Below are 22046 nucleotides of genomic sequence, written 5' to 3' on the forward strand. Positions count from 1 at the left end.
CTTTCGTTCAAACAAACTAAAAAACACGTAATGTACTTTTGGTATTGAAAAGTACACACACCAAATAAACTCTAACGAGTTTCATTTTAAAAATTATGCAGCTTTCTTTTGTTTTCCAAACCCATTATACTCATAGACAACACCCATAATATCAAAGATAGTTTTCTTCTCATATCGATGAGATTTCCGTCCATTCTTCTGTAGGAGGTCGAACAAACGGATTAAAATCTTTGTTAGATTTTGGGTGTTTCTCTGTATCGCTTGATATAACAGCGATACATGATCTTGAATCATCCCAATGGCTTTATATTCACTTAATTCTCTTTTGTTCTTTTGCAAAAGAAGTTTACGCATCTTAAACATCGTAGAAGAACAGATAAAGATGGCAATAAGTCTTCCATACACATGACATTCTAATCGCTCTTTTTTGATAGTTTGCCAATGATGAATTTGAAATAAGGATTTCCACGTTTTAAAAATAATTTCTATTTGCCAGCGAAGGGAGTAAAAGTCATGTATTTGTTCCATCGGAACAACTCCTTCAGGCGTATTTGAGACATATATGTTGATACCCGTTAATCGTTTACTCTTTTCTGAAAATGTAATACCCTTTTTACTTTCAGTGTAACTTTGTTTTTTTCTACGTTCCTGTATCTGTTTGTCTGTTAAACGATAGATAATTACACGTGTGAATAGTTTTTGATTCTTTCCAATGTAAGCTTCTTTTATTTCGTATGTTTGACCGGGTTTTAAATTGTTCATAATATGTTCTAAATCAACTTGGATATACTGTGATTGCTTTTTTACGGTTCCGTTTCGAAAGTATTCTGGAAACGGATTTTTTACATACACGGTATGGTTTAATTTTAATCTGGATATATAATAAGCACCTCGTTGATCCATTTGATCTAAGTCTTCTAATGAAAAATAACCTAAATCACGGATACATAAATCGCTTGGACGTAATGTGTCTAAGCATTCTGTTCCAAAGGTCTTATCATTATTTTTTCCTGGACCTATCTGAAAGTTTAGAAACTGTCCGCTATGTAAGTCATATTCTAATTGAATCTTGATACCCGCTGTTTGTGCACAACCACCTGATCCAGGATATACATGGGCTAAATGTTTTGGTACTTGGAAAATCGTCGCATCTAAAATACGAATTCGTTGAAAATACGTGAGCGCCGCGCTTGAAATGGCCGATGTTTCACAGATTTTACTTTTCCATAATGCCGAAAAAATATATTTCAAAAATTCAACCGCTTTTTTATCAAAGCGTTTATTGAGTCCTTCTGGACTCATAAGAGTGCCTGTGGCCGCATGTAATTGACTGCATAGTCGAACAAGCGAGTCACTCGCTGTACGTTGACTTACCCAAATACATATGGTAGCTAATTCATTTCCAGAAAACTTTCGTTTTCTTTTTACAAAACCCAATTCTTTTGCGAGTTCTTCCAAAAGAGAAGGGGTTAAATGACGATACAGTTCTTCAGAAAATAGTTGTAATTCATCTTGAATCGAAAGATTCATAAAAAATGTCACCCTTTCTAGCTAGCTTTTTAGAAAGAATAACGTTTTTTGTCACTTGGGGGTAGTGAAAATTCTTAAGTTGATGGGCATGTAACATATCCCCAATTACGATTATTTTTTTCTCATAGGCATTTAATTTCTGTAACGTTTCAATTGCAGCCTTCATTGAGGAGGGACTTGCATTCCATGCATCGTTAATAATTGTAAAACCTGTTTTAGCAGTTAAAAACTGAAAGCGCATTTGTGTAATATTTATTTGCTGCAATGCTTCTTGTATTTTTTCTATAGGGACTTTGTAAAATTGCCCTACAGCAATTCCGACAATCGCATTTAAAATATTATGTTTTCCATGTAAGGGAACATCGTACTGTATTTTTGTATTATTTAATTTAAAATGAACACCATATTCATCTAATTGTACGTTCGTTGGAAACAAATCATTTGTATACTTTCCACCAAATGACTTACTTTCTATACCTAGCATATTAATATTTTGAGAAAGTAATGGCTCGTCGCCATTATATAGGAACAGTCCATCGTCATTTAATCCGTCTATAATTTCAAATTTAGCCTTTGCAATCTCTTCTCTTGATCCAAGCGTCTCTAGATGTGACTGTCCAATCATTGTAATAATCGCTACATCTGGCTGTGCTATTCGTGATAAATTTCGAATTTGTCCTTTTTCACTCATTCCCATTTCAAGTATTAAAAACTCTGTATCTCGTTTCATCTCTAAAATTGTTAACGGCAAACCGATTTGACTATTAAAATTACCTTTTGTTTTATGCACTCGATAAGTTGAACTTAAAATACTTCCTATTATATCTTTTACCGTAGTCTTGCCATTACTACCTGTAATTCCTATTACTTTTACATTTAGCTCTCTTCGATAAAATTGTGCCAATTGTTGCAAAGCAAACAAAGTGTCATCTACAAATATAATTGGAATCCCTTTTGGCGGAGTACCGTAAGACTTTTTCCATAAGGAAGCGACAGCTCCATTATCCATTGCTTCTTTCACATACTCATGCCCATCTTTCACCCTAATGATTGGAACAAATAAATTTCCTTCTTTCATGTTTTTGGAATCTATGCAGACACCATGCATCTCGATAAGATGAAACGATTCTTGTAATCCTTCACCATTTACTACTTTTTCAAGTTTTTTCAAATTCATTTGAATCAAAGTATCACCTTTTTTCCATTTAATTACATATTTACCGTTTTATTTACGCATATTAATAAAAATTTTATAGCGAGGTGTTTATATGAAAAAAGCGATTAGTTTCTTTCTTCTTTTGTTATGCCTAATTGTAGTGAATGAAACGTACGCCTATTCACCAAAATCTTTACCTATCTCTCAAAACTCTGATCAATGGCAAGTGAATATTGCTGAACCGAAAAAAGTAAACAAAAAAAAGCTTCAAGCTAAAAAAGATGAATTCCAAACTTATCAATTTTCAGTAAAAAATGTTGGAAACAGTGAAGTATATAACGTACAAGTCGAAGTATTCCGCAACGAACCAAAAACAAAAACGAAATATGAACTCTTTTCTCTAAAGGAAAGTCGTTTAGCAAGTGGAAAAACTGGATTTGAACATGCTAATTTTCCAGTTTCTACAAAAGCGGATGAAGTTGATGTAATTATTACTTGGCAAGAACACCCTTTCCGCTCCATGAGAAATGGTCAAAAAGTAGAGTCTAGAAAATTTAAAGAGCATTTTGTTTTTAAAGACGAAAAAAACAAATGAAATGCGAATAAATTCACATTATCATTCATATAGCTTACTTTACTAGTACCAGTTCTTAAGCAAATTAAAAAGTCGTGGCTTATACATGCCACGACTTTTTATATTAATTCGTACTAATTCCTCTCGCTGCCCAAATACGATCGATATCCGCAGCATGTTGTCCGCCATATAAAAGAGCATCCGCTTGCTTAATCGCTTTTGCTCCATCACTGAATTTAGAGTTTGGTGTTAACGACCAGTGCGATTGTAAAATAATTTTCGTTGCTACATCACGACCAAATGCTTGCGCCATTTCATATTGGCCTTGTGCCCAAATTTCTCCATCATCATGTACTTCATTCGTAATATCTTTCGGATACACTTTATTATTATCTAATCGGCGTAAGCACGTTGGATCTGAACTAGAATAAGCAGTCGCATCCCATTCTCCAACACATGCTTTTCCGTACCCTGTAGTTGATACTGCATCTTCATACGTAGCACCTAAGAAGTCTCCAAATCCTTCTCCCATCGCTCCGCCTTCTGCCGAACTACCAAAACCAGGAACTTGATTATCTTGAATCGAATGTCCATATTCATGTGCGATAATACCCGCATCTTCTGCATCATCTACTCCGCCAGTACCAAATGTTAAAGCTTTCGTTGTCGGAGAATAAAATGAGTTGTCCGCCGTCGTTCCATTTACATTCACTTTAATAGAGCGATTATTAATATTTTTAAAACCTAAACTTTGAATGTAACGTTGCAAAGTATCGATATGATAATAGGACATGACATCTTCAAAGCTATCATTTGCGCGTGTATAGTTAAATTGTAAATTTGTAGATTTCGTTTTGGCTTTTGAAGAAATCGTAACATACTCTCCAATTAAAAATCCTGTCCCATCTAAGCCTTTTAAAGTGACCGTTTTTAATTGATTCGTTAACGCTGGAGAATCCGCATCATTGTTATCCTTTAATCCTGCTAAACTCCCGCTTGATACGACAGGATTAGGTAAAAATACTTTTCCTGATCCTTCTGCTTTTCGGTTTATATCAACCTTTTTAATTAACTTTCCGTTTTCAGCATCAATAAATGTTTCCCATGCACCAAACGGGTTATTAGAATGGACTACAACTTTATATACGGGACGAGCAATTCCTTCTTCCACAATATATCCGAATTCTTTCTCTGTAGGAGCCCATAAGTTTTGTTCACTTGCTTCTCCAACATACGCCATTGATTTTTGTATTGCATCTTTTTCACTAATTTTTGTCGTAGCTTCCTTCACACCTTTAACAGATTGATAATCAGAAATAGCAAGTACTCCTTTTCCCTCACCGTTAAGAGTAACTGTAATTTGTTTTGAAAATACAGGCGCACCATTCACAACTTGTTGGAACCTAACATATGAAGCTACTGACGTTTCTGTTGTAGAAATATATTGTAAGTCTGAAAGGTCTGCTTTTAATCCATACTGCGCAGCATTTTCTTTTAAATATTCTGTTGCTTTTTTCTGCGGCGAATAAGCTTCTAGCTTTACTTGCTGTTGTTTTTCCAATGCCGAAACTGTAGTAATCGTCCCCATTACTAACGGCACAGTCATTGCCATTGCCACCATTTTTTTATTAAACATAGAACCACTCCCCCTAATAAAGTAGCTCAACCTTATCCCATTACCACTAGGCAATCATTCCCCATAAAATGGGGGGAATAAAAATTGAATCTACGAGTAATTCTCTATGAACAATTCTATTACCTTTCCATTCAGGGGGCGTGAAATTTTCTCAATATTTATGTGTAAAGCGAAAACAATACTTTAGAAAGAAATTTTCTTGAGGTCCTATCGAATCGATTATGAAAAAATTAGCCGGATAAATATCTATCATACAAAAAAGGAAGTTGGAATGATTCCAACTTCCTTTTCTTTACTTAGTCGCGCTTAATTTAATACGAACTTTCGTCTCACCTAAAGATAGTTCATCATCTTCATTCGTTAAGTGACCAAATGTAAATTGTTTAACGAGTAAGTTTTCTTCCAACAACTCTTTATGATTCGTTAACGTTTGCTGTAGTTCTTCCTCTGTATCAAGAATTACATCTACTCGTAAATTAACAGGTAAATTCAACTGCTTACGATATTCTTGAACGGCGCGAATGAATTCACGTGCTACCCCTTCTTGTAGCAATTCTTCCGTTACATTCGTATCTAACATTACTGTATATTGTCCGTTAGTTGTATTAGAGAATCCAGGTTTCGCAACTTTCTCTACTACTACATCTTCAGTCGTTACAACTATTTCTTCTCCTGATGCTACTTCGTAAACCGCTCTTTCTGTAGAAACAAAGTTTTGTACCTCGTCTTGTGGTAATTGTTTTAGCCAACCATTTACTGCATTCACATTTTTACCAAACTTCGGCCCAGCCGTTTTAAAGTTCAACTTTAATTGATAAGACGTGTATTTCGTTTCATCGAGTTCAACATGGAACGCTTTTACATTTAACTCATCCATGACGATATCACGATAAGATTCCCAATCCATATCATTTTCATTATGCTCAAGTAATACAAGTTCCGCTAACGGCTGTTTTACTTTTAAAGAATGTTGATTACGGTTACTTCTTCCAAGTTCAACAACTTGTAAAACTGCATCCATCTCCGCTTCTAATTTCGGTTGAAGTAGTGATTCATTTACAATTGGATAATCCTCTAAATGAACGCTACTTCCAGTTAAATTTAAATGAATATCTTCAGCGACAAACGGTGTAAATGGTGCAATTAATTTACTAATTGTCACAAGTACTTCATGAAGTGTCTCATACGCAGCTGCTTTTTCAGCATTCATACCAGACTCCCAGAAACGATTACGCGATCGCCTTACGTACCAATTACTTACTTCATCTACAAGCGTCGCGATTTCACGAGCTGCATTCGTAAATTGATAATCATCAAGTGCAGTTCTCACTTTTTTCGTTGTACTATGCAATCTTGATAATACCCATTCATCCAATTTCGTTCGCTTTACGTCATATGTTTCATCTGGATTATACTCATCTAAATTTGCATATAAAACGTAGAAGCTATACACATTGACTAATGTATCTACAAACTTAGATTTCGCTTCCAATACTGTTCTTTCAGAAAAACGCTTCGCATTCCACGGAGCACTGTCAACGAGAAGTGCCCATCTTAAAGCATCTGCACCAAACTGATTTACTAAATCAACTGGATCTAGTGCATTCCCTTTACTTTTAGACATTTTCTGTCCTTCTTCATCTAATACATGCCCTAGTGATAGCACTCGTTTATACGGTACTTTTCCAGTATATAGTGCCGATACTGCTAATAAACTATAAAACCAGCCGCGTGTTTGATCAATGCCTTCTGCAATTACATCTGCTGGAAACTGATCTTCAAATAACTCTTTATTTTCAAACGGATAATGATATTGCGCAAATGGCATCGAACCACTATCAAACCAAACATCAATTACTTCTGGTGTACGATTCATTTTACTTCCGCATTTTTCGCAGCAAACTTGCACTTCATCTACATATGGCTTATGCAATTCTAAGTCTTCAGGTGTCTCTTTCGTACTATGCTTTCTTAAATCAGCAATGCTTTTCGGTGCGAATTGATGATCGCAACTTTCACATTCCCATACGTTTAATGGTGTTCCCCAATATCTATTTCGGCTAATATTCCAGTCCACCATGTTTTCTAAAAACTTACCAAATCGTCCATGTTTCATATGGTCTGGATACCAAGTAACAGTATCGTTATTTTGTAAAAATGTATCTTTAATTGCAGTCGTTCGAATTAACCAACTCTCTCCTGCATAATAAAGAAGTGGTGAATCACAGCGCCAGCAATGCGGGTAGCTATGTTCATACTTTTCTTTATGGTATAGTAAGCCCTCCTTCGCTAAATAACGAACGATATCTACGTCACTATCTTTAACAAATTTACCTTTCAAAAATGGTACTGCCTCTGTATACTCACCTTTCTCATCTACAACATGCAAGAATGACAATCCTTCACTTTGAACGACTCTATAATCGTCTTCCCCGTATGCCGGTGCGATATGAACGAGTCCTGTACCACTATCTGCCGTGACAAAATCGGCTGCGATAACGTGGTAACCATTTGTAACTTCCTTCATTGGAAATGGTGGCATATAAGATGTATTTACTAATTCTTCGCCTTTATGGACAGATAATACTTCATAGTCTTCTTTTAATACATCTTGTACACGTTCTTTCGCAACAATGTATACATGACCTTCTTGTTTCGCTTTCACGTATTCCATATTTGGATGTACAGCGAGCGCAACATTGGCTGGAAGTGTCCAAGGTGTTGTCGTCCAGCCTAGGAAATATTCATTTTCACTATCTTTCACTTTAAATTTAACTGTTGCACTTAAATCTTTTACTGTTTTATACCCTTGTGCAACTTCATGTGAACTTAGTGAAGTTTGACAGCTTGGGCAGTATGGTGAAACTCTATGTCCTTTATACAATAAACCTTTTTCATGAATCGTCCCTAAAATATGCCATACACTTTCGATATATGGATTCTCTAACGTAACGTATGGATCATCCATATCTACCCAGTAACCGATGCTTTCAGTGAATTCACGCCACTGCTTCTCATATGTGAATACACTCTCTTTACACTTTTTAATAAATGGTTCAATTCCATACTCTTCGATTTCATGTTTACCAGAAATACCAAGTTGTTTCTCAACACCTAATTCTACAGGTAAACCGTGTGTATCCCATCCCGCTTTTCTTAACACTTTATAACCAGACATCGTTTTATATCTTGCTACTACATCTTTAATTGTTCGTCCAAGCGCATGACCTACATGCGGTAATCCATTCGCCGTTGGTGGTCCTTCATAAAAAACAAACGATTGTGCGCCTTCTCGATTCTGAATTGATTGCTCGAAAATACTTTGCTCGTTCCACTGCTTACGAATACGTGTTTCTCTCCCTACAGCTGACTCTTTTACATCTACTTTCTTCATCTACAATCACTCCTTTTTATGTTTTAAAGCACACAAAAAAACCGTCCCTATGAAGTAGGGACGGGTTTAACCGCGTTACCACCCTAATTCTATTAGCTCTTCGCTAATAGCACTTAGCAACGTACTATCATACGTGTTCTTTGTAACGGTAGACATCCGTCCGGGCTTACTTACTTTCAGCCTCGGCTCCTCGGAGATGATTTTCAAATAACGTCTGCACACCGGCTTTCAGCAACATACCGGCTCTCTGTGGAACAGTACACTATTTTACTCTTTCTCGTCTTCAGATTTGTATACTTTGTTAAAAGCTATTTTATGCCATTGGATAATAAATTGTCAACTAATTCAAAATATATTTTCATTTATACCCTTTTTCGTGATTGTTATACAATTACTTTTCAAATTCTCGCAATGCTGCTAAATTTTCATCATCCTCGATAAGTTCAGCGAAAAATCCCGACTCATCCTCACGAAGTACAATTTCAAGCTCTTCCTTCGCCTCTTCATTTCTGTTTAACTGCGCTAAATAACAAGCACGATCGTATCTTGCTAACAAATCACTCGCATCCATTGTTAATACTTCATTTGTTATTTTTTCTGCCTTTATCGTTTGGCCGGCACCATGATAAGAAGATGCTAAAGAAAGAAGAATTGCTGTTTCATTCGGATGATGTATAGAAGCATTTTCTAATACGTGAATTGCCTCTTCAAACCGTTCTTGACTTTGATATATTTCTCCTAAAGCAAGAAACGCTCTACTTACAAACGGTGTTTGCTCCGTTAATTGTAAAGTAATCTTCTCTGCTTTTCTTTCTTCTCCCATTTTAAAGAATACTTGTGCTTGTAAAAGAAGCGTATCATAATCATCTGGTAACTCTCGAACCATTTGCTTCGTTAATTCTGCAGCATCCCGTAACCTATCTTCTTCCTCACACTCTATGAAAAGATTTACAAGTTGCTTGGCTACATCGTAATCCCATTTACTTTCTAATGATGTTTGCAATACATCTATCGCCTCTTTATACATCACCACATTCTCGTAAAATAGTGCAAATCGCTGCGCTGCCATACTATTTTTTTGATTTAACTTTAATGAGATTTCATATAAATCAATGATTGTAGTAATAATCGAAATTTCTTTCGCACGGTTTTTCATGCGATAAAAAGCTCTTGTAATTATGGATTTCTTCGGCTGTTCATTTTGTTGACGTTCAATCCATCTTTCTGTAACCGCAGATGCAGCATACATAAACGCCATACTTCTGTCTGCCTTTTTTACTTTTAATATATGAAGAAAATCTCGTATGTTAGACCATTTCTTATGTTGTTCTATCGCTTTTACATATACATCAAATATACGTTCATTATTCACATCTTTTTGTATCACTTTCATCGCAATTTCAATTGCCTTTGCATTTCTATTTTTCACTAATACTTTTGCATAATGATATAAAACTTCTGTATGCTCGCCATCTAATCGTAGTGCCTCTTCAATCTGTGCTTGTTCTTTATCTATTTCATCCATCGCTCCATACACATATGCAATCGCATCTAATCGCCATATTTCAGGTACTTCGTCCGCTAATTGTTCTAGTTCAGCCAGCAATTCTTCCTGAAGATTCATTTCTACTGAAAGCTGTGCCAAATATTCCATATTAATATGCAACGGCTCTTCTTTCATCGCCTGAACCATATGACTTTGTTCTTTAGAACGATTTTCTTCTTTTTCGTATATTTCTGCAAGCTGTAAATGTAAACCAATGAAATTCCCATCAAGCTCTAAACATCTTTCATACGCTTGTTTTGCTTCCGTTAATTGTCCTAATGCCATAAGTGTTTCACCAATTCGGTAATACGGTAATGCCGTTTCTTTTTGTTCTATCGCCTTATTATATCTTTTCATCGCCTGGCCGTACTGTCCAATCGACTCATATAAAATACCTGTATAACAGCCATATTCACTTACGTCATTTCTTTCTTTTTGTAACGTTCTTAAGAATGCTATTCCTCGTTGTACAAATACCGTTCCTTTCATTCGATTCACATATTCATCTAACGCACTTGCTACATTATATTCGCTCTGCTTTATACCACTCTCTAACTTAGATAATGCTACTTTAAATCCTTCTTCACTTCCACCAAGTTCAACTTCAGCATCCCATAAAACCATTCCAGCGTTCATAAGGAAATCTTGGCTCTTTTCAATTTGTTTTTCGATACTGAGAATATATTCTTTTGCTTCCTTATATTGTTCTCTTGCCATATAAACTTGCGTAAGTCCGAAGTGAGAATATACATCATCATGATTTTCTTCCAAAGCACGAGTATACAATGTTTCCGCTTCTTCCAGACTATCCTTTTGAAAATGGTAGTCACCGAGTTTTACGTATAGAGGTGCCTTATCATCACAATTCTCAATACCTTTTAATAAAACTTCTTTCGTACTTTCTTCATCCTTCAAATCAGATTCGTATATTTCTGCAAGTTTCGTATAAATGTATGGTGCATTACTATCCAAATGAATTGCTATTTTAAGCCCTTTTATCGCTAAATATAATTTCCCTAAATGATGCGCACATCTCGCTCGCTCATACCATACATGTGCTTCATTTTTATATTCTTTTAACAAATCATTAAAGATTTCATACGCTTCTTCATATCTTTCTAAATCTATTAATATTAACCCGTGATTCGTTAAAGTAAATCGTTCAGGGCTACGTTCCAAGGCGACTTGAGAAAACTGCAACGCCTTTTCAGATTGATCGATATACATATATGATAAAGCGAGAAAACTCCAAGCAATCGGCTGATCCGCGTCTAATTGTAACGAGGAACGAAAACTTGAAATCGCTTCTAAATAACTTTCCTGCTCAAAAGCATACCTTCCGTTTATGAAATGATATAAGGCACGATTATTTTTCTTCTCAACACTCGCAAGCATGTGTCCAGCTTTTTCTAACTCTTCAAGGCGAATAAAGCACTGTGCACCATGTAATTTAACAAAATCTGAGTTAGGAAATTTCTCCATTAACTTTTCTATACAATATAAAATAAATTCTTTATCTACTTCAACATCTAAATGCTTAACCGTATATAACCACGTATTCGGATTATCACTCGTCCCTTTTAAAAACTGTACTAAGTCATGAATCCCCTCTTTATCTTGTTCATCCAAATGATCTGTTAAAGAAAAAATAGATTTAAAATAATGATGTTCTTCTTCATTTAAAAATGATAGTAGTTCCTTTTTTTCTTTCGGAACAAACGTAATCGCTAAGCAGCCTGTATAACGATATTTTTCTTGCAACTTACTATATTCCACAATAACTGGTTCGATAAAATTCGGATCTTGAACATAAAAAGCTTGTAACATATCATCGTATCCAGCTAGCACTTGCACATGTGACGCATGCTCAATATCTATACTTAATAAAACGGGAATCCCCTGATCTAACAGTCTCTTATAATTTTCTACATTCCCTTTAAAATAACGATATTCATAACCTAATTCTTCTAAATAAGAAACAGTATCTGAAAACTTCGATCCCGTCATATCAAAAATAAACTCTGCTATCTCATCTTGTGTACGTTTGTCTCCCCATAACTGCAACATCATTTCTAAACTTGTCGGTACACAATAATTATCCTTTTGTACAATTGGAACGATTGGTAAGTGAACCTTTTTGCCATCTGGATTTTTTTCTAAATTATGATATAAAGACTCTTTTAAACTTTTTTCTTCTTTTAATAACTGTTGTAAATCTACAATTCTATTCATTTTGTAAAGCGCTTCTGCACGTAAATGTACAAAGTAAGTTTTATACGCATGATAAGGAAGCTGCTTATTTATGTTATCAATTACCACTAACATTTCTTCATACTTCCCTAAATCTAATAAATATTTCACCTTTTCAAAATGAAAATATGGTACTTGCGGGAACTTTACGATCGCATCATCAATTAGCTGTAATGCACGTTTTTGTTCTCCCTTATTCGCATATAACTGTGATAATAAATAGGTAGATAACTCTTCACAATCTTTATGCTGCATACCAGCTATAAATTGTTCTTCTGCTTTCTCCCATTCACCTGTATGCATATACACGTAGCCCCATTTATCAAATACTGCACGTGCACTGTACTCCTCTGCCTTTTGCATATAAAAAAGAGCTTCTTCATTTCGTTTCATTTCCAACAAACATCGTACTAATGTAAAATATGTTTTCGCTAAAAGATCAACGTCTATCTCTTCTTTGTTTACCTCTTCTAATGAGTCTTTTAACAACTGTTCTACTTCAAGTATTTTCCGCTCATCAATTAACTCATCACAATATAAAGAGAGCGTTCTCATATTTGGGAATTTTTTATAGGCATAGCGAATGAGGAATGAACTGTATTGGTGCATAAGCCCTTCATCAGTAAGACGTATTAATATATCAAACTCCTTATGTGAAGGAATATTAGCAAGCCACTTTTTCACATAAGATAAAGTATTCGTTTCTTTTATATATGAAATTTCATTATTTATTCCCTGTAATCCATCTATAAATCTCTTGTCTTTCAAACAAGCATCTAACTGCTCAAAATCTAGCATGTATTCACCTCAAATTTATATTTAAACTGCTACTTGCTTAGATTTTACACATCATATTGTAGGTATTCAACTAAAATCTCCTATAATGGATAGTATTATTTAATATTATTCGAATTTATAACAAAATATAGTAAAATTGATTGTTTTTCTCTGTATTTTGTTTGATTAACTGGAATAACGTAACATATGGATCTTATTTTTATATAGTTGAAATCAGTACATGAAATTATATCGGCGATTATTTAAATATATCAGCGATTCTTTCGTTTTATCGGCGATTTTCAAATTATATCAGCGATTATATGTCGAATATCGACTTACCGACATTAAGCGACATTTTTCATCGTATTGCTCTTTTAACATTCTATTTCACCAAATGTAATTTTCATATTCGGAGCATATACTAAAGAAGAATGAAGATGAAATGCCTTAAAAAATCGGAGCTCAGCTTCATATTGAGCTAGCGCATCATCATATGTTAATCCTCTAGCCATTAAACGTTCTACAAATTGTTGCTTATCACCGGGATTACCAGCAATCCCTTCTTCTTTTAATGATTGATACAAATCGTTTTTATCATTATGATGCATATTAGAATCTAAAAAGTTCACTTTATCACTTACTCTACATTGAATATTTTTTACGCCTAGTTCACTTAAAAACATCGGTATTTTCATACCAATATTTCCATCTTTTCCGCTTCTCTGCATGTCACTTTCAAATAAATTCTGCAAAGCTCCTAGCCTAATAATTTCCGATTGATTCTCTCCATTTAAAAAGTATGAAGACATATTTGATATCCAATGTGGTTCAAAACAGATTATTTTTCCGCCCTTTTTAATTGAATGTATCATTTTTTCTAGCATCGTTTTTGGTGAACTCATATGTAACAAAAAGGCATGACAGATTGCTATATCGTATTTATCGTTTAATTCTATTTCTGTAGCATCCCCCTCCATAAATTCTGACTCATATGGAAGTAAACGAAATAACGCTCTCGCTTCAGCTAATAAAGTTTCTCCACTATCAATGCCGGTATACTTTGATCCTTTTGGAAGTAATGGCATTAATACTAAGCCTAAATAACCATATCCACAACCGTAATCAACGATATGTACAGGCTTAGTAATCTTCCAAACTGTATTTACTAAAAAGCTTACATAATCGTCGTTGTAATATAAATCTCTCGTGTTTTTTAAATATATTAGTTTGCTGTTCCAATCATACTCTTCCAAAACCTACGCCTCCTTTTATATACAAAACTATAGTTCTCCATTTGATAAACGGATTCCTATGTTTCTAAAAATTTTAGCGCTGTTGAGTTCTAATTAAAACGTTATATTGCACATGCTCTTTACCCTCCGCTTATTCAACAAATTAATCTTGAAAAAATAAAAAGGATTACATACCTGAAACGATATAAAATCCTTTTATAATAATATCGAAATAAACAGAAAATTAGTTAGTACAATCACAATCCGAGCAATCAGTACAATCTATTACGTCACAATCTAAATTCCTCTTTTTTTTGCTTCTTTTTAAATAAAAATATAGTAGTACCATAAATAATATGCAAATAACAAAAGCTATTGTTGCTTCTATATATTTTTCATAAATGATAAAACCAATTCCACTTCCACCTGATATAAAAATTAGAATTATGTAAATCCAGAACATGTAAGTATTTACCTCCGTTAATATGTGGTTTAAGATATAATCCATATAATACTAGATGCAATAAATAGTCCCATACCATTTCCGCTTAATAAGCCGGTAGTTACTCTTAACAAATTTGTGCTGCTTCGCCATTTCCACTTTTGGCTGAATCCATCGATTAATAATGGAATTTGAGCAAAAAAGGATAGCAATAATGAGAGACTAAACGAAGGTGTTATTAAAAAGTAAATTGGAAACATACAGAAACCAATCAGCATACCTGTGCATCGTGCACATAAAGGTATGTATTTTTGTAGTTTAAGAAAACTCCTTTCCGGTATTCTATGACAAGGAATATGCAAAATAAAACCTCGAATCAATACAGATCATCCTCTCTACAAATATTTTAATTGATTTCACAACATAATTATAGAGTTGTTACATTTCGTAACATTTAACTTCTTATAGTTTCAAGGCTTAGTCGGCAAAATAAAAAAAGACAAATTAGGTTAATGATCTCCTAATTTGTCTTTTTTACTATAGCTTTATTTTACATCTCCTCAGGTGCCTCCACCCCAAGTAAACGTAATCCTTCTTTTAATACAACCGTCACAGCATATACTAATGCAAGTCTGCTATCTTTCTCTTCACTCTCTTCCAATATACGCACATTTCCATAATATTTATTGAACGATTGTGCTACATCTAAGACATATTTTGAAATGATTGATGGCTCATTTTTGTTGAAAGCTATTTCAATTACTTGTGGGAATTTATTTAGTAATTTTACGACACTCCAGCTATGATCGTCTTTTAAAGCAAACGTACACGTTTCAAATTCTACACTTTCTTTTCTTAAAATAGAGCAAGCACGTGCATGTGTGTACTGTACATACGGTCCTGTTTCTCCTTCAAATTTTAGCATATTTTCTAATGAAAATTCGATATTGTGCATACGCTCATTTTTTAAATCGTGGAAGATAACTGCGCCAACACCGACTTGCTTCGCTACTTCTTCTTTTTGTTTTAAGTTTGGATTTTTCTCTTCAATATTTTGTTTTGCAAGGTCTATTGCTTCCTCAAGTACTTCTTCGAGTAAAATAATTCTTCCTTTACGTGTCGACATTTTCTTACCATCTTTTAAAATGAACCCAAACGGTACATGTTCCATGCCGTCAACCCAAGTGTAGCCCAGCTTTTTTAATACAGTGAAAAATTGATTGAAGTGTAAACTTTGTTCTGGGCCAACTACATATAGCGCTTTATCAAATGCATATGTGTTTTGACGGTATAACGCTGCCGTTAAGTCACGTGTTGCGTAAATCGTTGCACCGTCGGATTTTCTAATTAAGCAAGGCGGCATTCCCTCTTCTTCTAAATTAACGACTAACGCGCCTTCTGACTCTTCAAGCAAATCATGTTCTTCTAAAATCTCAATAAAATCTTCCATCAAATTATTATAAAAAGCTTCCCCTTGAAAATTAGTAAATTCAACACCGAGAAGTTCATAAATACGAGAAAATTCTTTTAAAGATTCGTGACGGAACCAATTCCAAAGCTCAACCGCTTCTTCATCACCTTCTTCTAACTTCTTAAACCAAGCGCGTCCTTCTTCTTCTAATTCTTCATCATCTTTTACCTCTTCATGGAATTGCACATATAACTTAAATAGTTCACGTATTGGATCCTCTTTCACTACTGCTTCATTTCCCCATTTTTTATAAGCGGTAATTAACTTTCCAAACTGTGTTCCCCAATCCCCAATATAATTAATCCCTACAACTTCATAGCCACATTTTTCAGCGATATGTTTCAGTGAATTTCCAATCATTGTAGAACGTAAATGCCCCATTGAAAAAGGTTTCGCAATATTAGGAGACGAATAATCGATAACTACAGTCTTTTCACATCCAAAATGATTTTGACCGTACTCTTCTTTCTCCGCTAAAATCGTTTTTAATACTTCATCACTTACCGTTTCACGATTAAAAAAGACATTTACGTAAGGACCAACAGCCTCTACTTTCGCAAAAAACGGATCACTTAATTTCTCTGCAACTTCCTTTGCGATAATAGCTGGTGATTTTTTATATTGCTTCGCAAGTGAAAAACATGGAAATGCAGCATCTCCGAATTCATCTTGTTTCGGTGTTTCAATTAAATCTAAAATTTGCTTTTGCGTTAATTCATTCGTAAAAATATTAGATAAACTTTCTGCAAACTGCTTTTTATAATCCATGATACAACCTCCTTCATTTATAAAATACAAAAAACTCGTCTCTAAAAAAGAGACGAGTTTGAACCCGTGGTACCACCCTTGTTGTTCATTACGAACCACTTTCCCGTTTATAACGAGGACAGGGGGCCTCGGCTTACTCTACTATTCGTTCAAGAAGCATCTCCGAAGTGCGCTTCATCTTTTTCTTCCGCACTAGGCTCACACCATCCCTAGCTCGCTTTCCTTCTAAAAAAGACTACTCTCTTCATCACAGACAGTATATTTAATTAATTATTGCTTATTATACATCTTTTCAAACAATTAGCAAGGGTCAATTACACCAAAGTGAAACTTAGCACTTTTTCTTTTGTATACGTGAAAATTATGTTTTTCAAATCTAGAACTACGGAAATGGTCTTTCAGAACGACACGCTTTCTAGCCACACGCTTCGCTTCCGCAATTGTTTCATCATTAATATCATGATACAAAGCGAAGTGTTTTAATCCTTTTATTCCATCTGATTCTATAACAGTTTCTTCAAACATCGGATCAAGATATACGACATCATAACTATTATCTTCACATTGTTTTAAAAATGCGTAATGCTCAGTTTGCTTTACATCAATTCGTTGCATTGCTTTATCAATTTCAGAAACGGATGAAGACCATGTTTTCAAACCATTTTCCATAATATAAGCCATATACTCATTGCCTTCAAGTCCGGTTACTTTTCCGCTTTCACCAACAATATAACTCGCTACAATACTATCTGATGCCATACCGAGCGTACAATCTAACACTGTCATTCCGCTTTCTAATTTAGCAGCTTGTACGAACGGATCGTGTTCTCCGCGCATTAATCTCTTCACACGAAACATCGCTGAGTTTGGATGAAAGAAAAACGACTCCTCTGTTCCTTTTGGATAAATGGCTAATCGATTTTTGCCTACGACAAGTACATCTTGTTCATACTGCTCATGCAGTTTATGTACTGGTATATCATTACGTTTAACGAATGAACGATTTAATTCTGCGGCTACCTGCTTTGCATAATCTATCATTTCTTTATTCGTTCTTCCTGCTGTTGTTACTATCATTGTTTCACCTCTATATAAAGAAAAGAGGGAGATTTACTCTCCCCCTTCTTTAGCAATTCTTTTCGAAAGCTTGCTCTAAGTTCGTAATAATTTCGTCCATAGTTGCACCTTCAATTTCATGACGGTGAATGAAGTGAACAACTTCTTTTCCTTTTAATAATGCCATAGATGGTGAAGATGGAGGAATTTCTCCGAAGTATTCACGCATTTTTGCAGTAGCATCTTTATCTTGACCTGCGAATACAGTTACAAGATGATCAGGTTGTTTTTCAGCACGAACAACTGCTTGACCTGCTGATGGACGTGCTAAACCAGCTGCACAACCACAAACAGAGTTTACAACTACTAAAGTTGTACCTGTTGTGTTTTCCATAAATTCTGTTACAGCTTCTTCTGTAGTTAACTCTTCAAACCCAGAACGCACTAATTCTTGACGCATTGGGATTACCATTTGGCGCATGTATTCTTCATAAGCATTTGACATCTTGCAATCTCTCCTTCAACTTTCATTCCAAATTCATCATATCACGCTCTATTAATAGGTGCAAAAGAAAGATAACGATGATTTCATTTTTTTGTAGGGATTTCACAAACCCCACCGCGGCAATGTCCAACTGGGACAAGTTTTCTATTGTTAGCGATATAATCATATACTTTACTTCCAAATCCAAGTACGATAGATAGCTTTATAAAAGGCACCGCAAACCAATAAGATGGAATGGACTTTGCTAATACATGTATGCTATGAATGCCGTCATACCACTTATTATTTTTAAAAATATACAATCTTTGTTCCATCTTACTTTGTAGTTCTTGAGAAAGTTCATACTTCTCAACTACATCTTCATCTCGAAATGAAACAAATTTCACCTTACCCTTTTTATCTAATTTCTTCGTACGTTCTGCAACCGCCGTACACATCGGACACCAACTATCATAGAAAACAATCATACATTATTCCCCTTTACGAGACTCCGTCATTTGTTTCCATACAGAACCTTTTGCTTCTTCTCCGCCTTCAATACGCTCTAACGCTAGACGTGCTTGCATTGCTACTTCAAACTCTGGATCATCTTGCGCTGCTTTTAATGCTGGAATTGCACTTTCATCTCCAAGTTCAAATAAGAACATCGCTGCACGCCAGCGTACTAATTTACTTGGATCTTTCAGAGATTTAATCATAACGAACATCGCCGCCGGATCACCTACATCTGATAAACAATCTCCTGCAGTACGACGAACACTTACAGAGCGATCTAATAAGGCTTTATATAATAACGGTAATACTTCATCACCTTTTACCATACCTAAATATGCTGTTGCTAAACGGCGAATCGAAACTTTTTCATCATCTAACGCCATCTTCAACACTGGAATATCTTCTTCAGTAGGATCCATTTGTTCTAAAGCTGCAAAACGGTTTTTCCAGTCAGCATCTTTCATCATCTCTTCTGTTACTTTATATGGCTCACGCTTTTGAATCGTTACTTCAACAGCACCTGCCTGATTTAATAATTCTTTAACCGTTTCATTTACACGTTCTTCCGGATAAGCAGCAACAATCTCTTCTACTACTTCTTTCCCAATTTCTTCAAAATCACCGTAACGTGTACTTTGTTCCACCCATTTACGTTCTTTTACAACGTTTGGTGCAGACATTTGAACTTTCATAATTGATTCTTTAAAACGGTCAGGTAAACCAACACGTTCTTCCGTCGTTCCATCTGTTAACTTTACTTGCATTGGGATAGTAAAGAACATTTGAACAAATACTTTCACTTCTCCAAAATGAGCAAGTTGTTGTTCTTCACTTTCTTCTACTACTTCTTCGCCAAAAACAGCACGAACTTGCTGTAATAAAACTTTCCAGTCATACTTTGCATTTCGCTCCACTGCTAAAAAGTCGGCTACATGATATACACCTTTAATGCCTTCAATTTTCAAAATTTCTTGCACTTGCATTGGCGCTTGTTCTTTATTTTCATTTGTATAATTATTACGTGCTCCTGATGGTAATACTTCATTCAAAATAACTTTCATTGTATTTGGACTTGGCGTCGGTTCAATTGCTTTAATCTTCACGTAAAAAACTCTCCTTTATTGCATGTTCTTAGCTGTATTGTAACATGTTATCACTCTATACTCCTACTCGGATGCTTAATTTTACTATTTACTTTTCTACATTGCTGGAAAGTTTCATTCATTCTATTTTCACCTAATCATTCCATAACTATAGTTAAAAGTATAATTGACAATTACATAAAAAGGGATTAACCTTAACTCATAAAATGACCACGGTCATTTTATGAACGAAGTCATTCAAAGGTGGAGTGATAACAAATGAACAATGTCATAATTATTGGTGGCGGTATTGCTGGACTTTGCGCAGCAATTTCCTTACAAAAAATAGGAATAGAAGTAAAAGTATATGATAAAAACAATGAGCCTACTGTTGCTGGTACGGGTATTATCATTGCTCCGAATGCAATGCAAGCACTTGAGCCATACGGAATTTCTGAGAAAATCAAAAAATTCGGCAACGAAAGTGACGGTTTTAACCTTGTATCCGAAAAAGGAACTGTTTTCAATAAATTGATTATCCCAGCTTGTTATCCAAAAATGTACTCTATTCATAGAAAAGATTTACATCAATTGCTACTTTCTGAACTACAAGAAGATACTGTCGAATGGAGAAAAGAATGTGTAAAAATAGAACGAAATGAGGAAGACGCCTTAAAAATAGTATTTCAAGATGGTAGTGAAGCATTTGGCAATATACTGATTGCTGCCGATGGTATTCATTCTGTCGTTCGAAAACAAGTAACACAAAGGGATAATTATCGTTATGCAGGATATACGTGTTGGCGTGGCATAACTCCTACTAATAATCTTTCTTTAACAAATGATTTTATTGAAACTTGGGGAACGAACGGTAGATTTGGTATCGTCCCTCTTCCCAACAACGAAGTATACTGGTATGCGCTCATAAACGCGAAAGCTAGAGATCCAAAATACAAAGCTTACACAACAGCAGATTTATATAATCATTTCAAATCTTACCACAATCCCATACCATCTATTTTGCATAATGCATCGGACGTTCATATGATTCATCGTGATATTGTAGACATTATGCCAATGAATCAGTTTTTTGAAAAACGCATCGTTTTTATTGGGGATGCTGCCCATGCACTTACTCCGAATTTAGGCCAAGGTGCTTGCCAAGCAATTGAAGATGCGATTATTTTGGCTGAATGCATCAAAAATAATGCCCATTATCGTCAAGCATTTATAGAATACGAACAAAAAAGACGGGATAGAATTGAAAAAATCTCAAACACTGCGTGGACAGTTGGAAAAATGGCGCAAATAGAAAGTAAACCTTTAACTATAGTAAGAAATGAAGTAATGAAACGTATTCCAAAATGGATTTCTGAAAGGCAAGCACATGAACTATATAACTTTCATTTATAATAATAACAAGAAACAGCATTCTCTATCCTTCTTTCAATTACATTAAACTTAATCATGAAGTAAGATTTTATTTGAGATTATCTATTAAACAGATATAATTGTTTGTGTTAGGAGTAGATTATATGCTGAGAGAAACGAGAAAAAAAGAATTAAAAGAACTTATATTCCTAAAAGCAGTACAACTCTTCCAAGAACGCGGGTACGAAAATGTAACGGTTCAAGATATTACTACTGCATGCGGGATTGCAAAAGGAACTTTCTTCAATTACTTTCCGAAAAAAGAAAACATATTATTATTTTTAGGTGATTCTCAAATTGAACTATGGAATGAAAGTTTAAAAACATATGCAAATGTAGAACACCCAAAAGAAAGAATTAAACTTGTTCTAGGAGACTTACTAGATCGTTTTACTGGACATGGTGATTTAATGAAGCATGCCGTCTTTGAGATTATAAAGTCTAATTACTTAGTAGAAAATGAAGTAAAAAGTATACAGCAGCTACAAGAAGGTTTGTCTTCAATTATTACAGAGGCGAAAGAGACAGGAAAATTAAACAGTCAATGGGATATACATATTATCACTTCTACTATTATGAGTACTTATTTTTATACATTAATGTCCCATTCACTATTACATGCTAATGAAATAAACGTGAAAAATACACTCAACCAACAATTAGATGTTGTTTGGGAAGGGATCAATCAAAAGTGATAG

15 protein-coding genes, 1 pseudogene and 2 other annotated features are annotated in these 22046 nt (G+C 34.8%); of the genes and pseudogenes, 3 read left to right on the forward strand and 13 right to left on the reverse strand.

Annotated features, from left to right (window positions below; genetic code table 11):
• Nucleotides 1-93: 93 nt before the first annotated feature.
• The gene (locus tag LMD38_RS15675; RefSeq protein WP_001053964.1) at nucleotides 94-1530 is read right to left on the reverse strand and encodes an IS4 family transposase; all 1437 of its coding nucleotides are present in this window, start codon (nucleotides 1528-1530) and stop codon (nucleotides 94-96) included.
• Between the two features lie 46 nt (nucleotides 1531-1576).
• Nucleotides 1577-2716, reverse strand: a pseudogene (locus tag LMD38_RS15680) (UDP-N-acetylmuramoyl-tripeptide--D-alanyl-D-alanine ligase); the annotation flags it as partial.
• 82 nt (nucleotides 2717-2798) lie between these two features.
• On the opposite strand from LMD38_RS15680, the gene LMD38_RS15685 reads away from it, so the two are divergent.
• On the forward strand, nucleotides 2799-3281 hold the full coding sequence (locus tag LMD38_RS15685; RefSeq protein ID WP_062821097.1) for a hypothetical protein: 483 nt from the start codon (nucleotides 2799-2801) through the stop codon (nucleotides 3279-3281).
• Nucleotides 3282-3384: 103 nt separating this feature from the next.
• Here the strand turns inward: LMD38_RS15685 and LMD38_RS15690 are convergent, their stop codons facing one another.
• From LMD38_RS15690 to LMD38_RS15740, 11 genes are all read right to left on the reverse strand, one after another.
• Complete coding sequence (locus LMD38_RS15690; protein ID WP_061182833.1) at nucleotides 3385-4896, reverse strand: M36 family metallopeptidase; 1512 nt, start codon at nucleotides 4894-4896, stop codon at nucleotides 3385-3387.
• 292 nt (nucleotides 4897-5188) lie between these two features.
• Complete coding sequence (gene ileS / locus LMD38_RS15695) at nucleotides 5189-8290, reverse strand: isoleucine--tRNA ligase (protein WP_016717354.1); 3102 nt, start codon at nucleotides 8288-8290, stop codon at nucleotides 5189-5191.
• Nucleotides 8291-8343: 53 nt separating this feature from the next.
• Nucleotides 8344-8583: a binding site (T-box leader), on the reverse strand.
• 98 nt (nucleotides 8584-8681) lie between these two features.
• On the reverse strand, nucleotides 8682-12884 hold the full coding sequence (locus LMD38_RS15700) for a bacteriocin-processing peptidase family protein (protein ID WP_062821096.1): 4203 nt from the start codon (nucleotides 12882-12884) through the stop codon (nucleotides 8682-8684).
• Nucleotides 12885-13240: 356 nt separating this feature from the next.
• The gene (locus tag LMD38_RS15705; protein WP_062821095.1) at nucleotides 13241-14119 is read right to left on the reverse strand and encodes a class I SAM-dependent methyltransferase; all 879 of its coding nucleotides are present in this window, start codon (nucleotides 14117-14119) and stop codon (nucleotides 13241-13243) included.
• A gap of 223 nt (nucleotides 14120-14342) precedes the next feature.
• Entirely contained in the window at nucleotides 14343-14561 is a 219-nt protein-coding gene (locus LMD38_RS15710) for a hypothetical protein (RefSeq protein ID WP_062821094.1), read from the reverse strand.
• A gap of 29 nt (nucleotides 14562-14590) precedes the next feature.
• Nucleotides 14591-14920 carry a DUF2085 domain-containing protein gene (locus tag LMD38_RS15715; RefSeq protein WP_062821093.1) on the reverse strand — a complete coding sequence of 110 codons (330 nt, stop codon included), beginning with the start codon at nucleotides 14918-14920 and terminating at the stop codon, nucleotides 14591-14593.
• Nucleotides 14921-15090: 170 nt separating this feature from the next.
• Complete coding sequence (gene argS, locus LMD38_RS15720; RefSeq protein ID WP_062821092.1) at nucleotides 15091-16779, reverse strand: arginine--tRNA ligase; 1689 nt, start codon at nucleotides 16777-16779, stop codon at nucleotides 15091-15093.
• Between the two features lie 45 nt (nucleotides 16780-16824).
• Nucleotides 16825-17039: a binding site (T-box leader), on the reverse strand.
• Nucleotides 17040-17079: 40 nt separating this feature from the next.
• A complete protein-coding gene (locus LMD38_RS15725; protein ID WP_227585422.1) occupies nucleotides 17080-17856 on the reverse strand; it encodes a class I SAM-dependent methyltransferase in 777 nt (258 codons plus the stop codon).
• Nucleotides 17857-17905: 49 nt separating this feature from the next.
• Complete coding sequence (locus tag LMD38_RS15730; protein ID WP_000063712.1) at nucleotides 17906-18340, reverse strand: BrxA/BrxB family bacilliredoxin; 435 nt, start codon at nucleotides 18338-18340, stop codon at nucleotides 17906-17908.
• Nucleotides 18341-18423: 83 nt separating this feature from the next.
• Nucleotides 18424-18807: a thiol-disulfide oxidoreductase DCC family protein gene (locus LMD38_RS15735; protein ID WP_062821418.1), complete on the reverse strand. Its 384-nt coding sequence runs from the start codon at nucleotides 18805-18807 to the stop codon at nucleotides 18424-18426.
• Nucleotides 18808-18810: 3 nt separating this feature from the next.
• The gene (locus tag LMD38_RS15740; protein ID WP_016717350.1) at nucleotides 18811-19938 is read right to left on the reverse strand and encodes a conserved virulence factor C family protein; all 1128 of its coding nucleotides are present in this window, start codon (nucleotides 19936-19938) and stop codon (nucleotides 18811-18813) included.
• A 258-nt stretch (nucleotides 19939-20196) separates the two neighbouring features.
• Here LMD38_RS15740 and LMD38_RS15745 point away from each other — a divergent pair, with 258 nt between their 5' ends.
• Together LMD38_RS15745 and LMD38_RS15750 are read left to right on the forward strand one after the other, a co-directional pair.
• Nucleotides 20197-21330, forward strand: a complete 1134-nt coding sequence (locus LMD38_RS15745; protein ID WP_227585423.1) for an FAD-dependent oxidoreductase — start codon at nucleotides 20197-20199, stop codon at nucleotides 21328-21330.
• 122 nt (nucleotides 21331-21452) lie between these two features.
• Nucleotides 21453-22043 (forward strand): TetR/AcrR family transcriptional regulator, encoded by a 591-nt coding sequence (locus LMD38_RS15750; protein ID WP_062821420.1) that lies wholly within the window; start codon nucleotides 21453-21455, stop codon nucleotides 22041-22043.
• The last annotated feature ends 3 nt before the right edge of the window (nucleotides 22044-22046 follow it).

Source organism: Bacillus pacificus, assembly GCF_020861345.1.
GTDB classification, from domain to species: Bacteria; Bacillota; Bacilli; order Bacillales; family Bacillaceae_G; genus Bacillus_A; species Bacillus_A pacificus.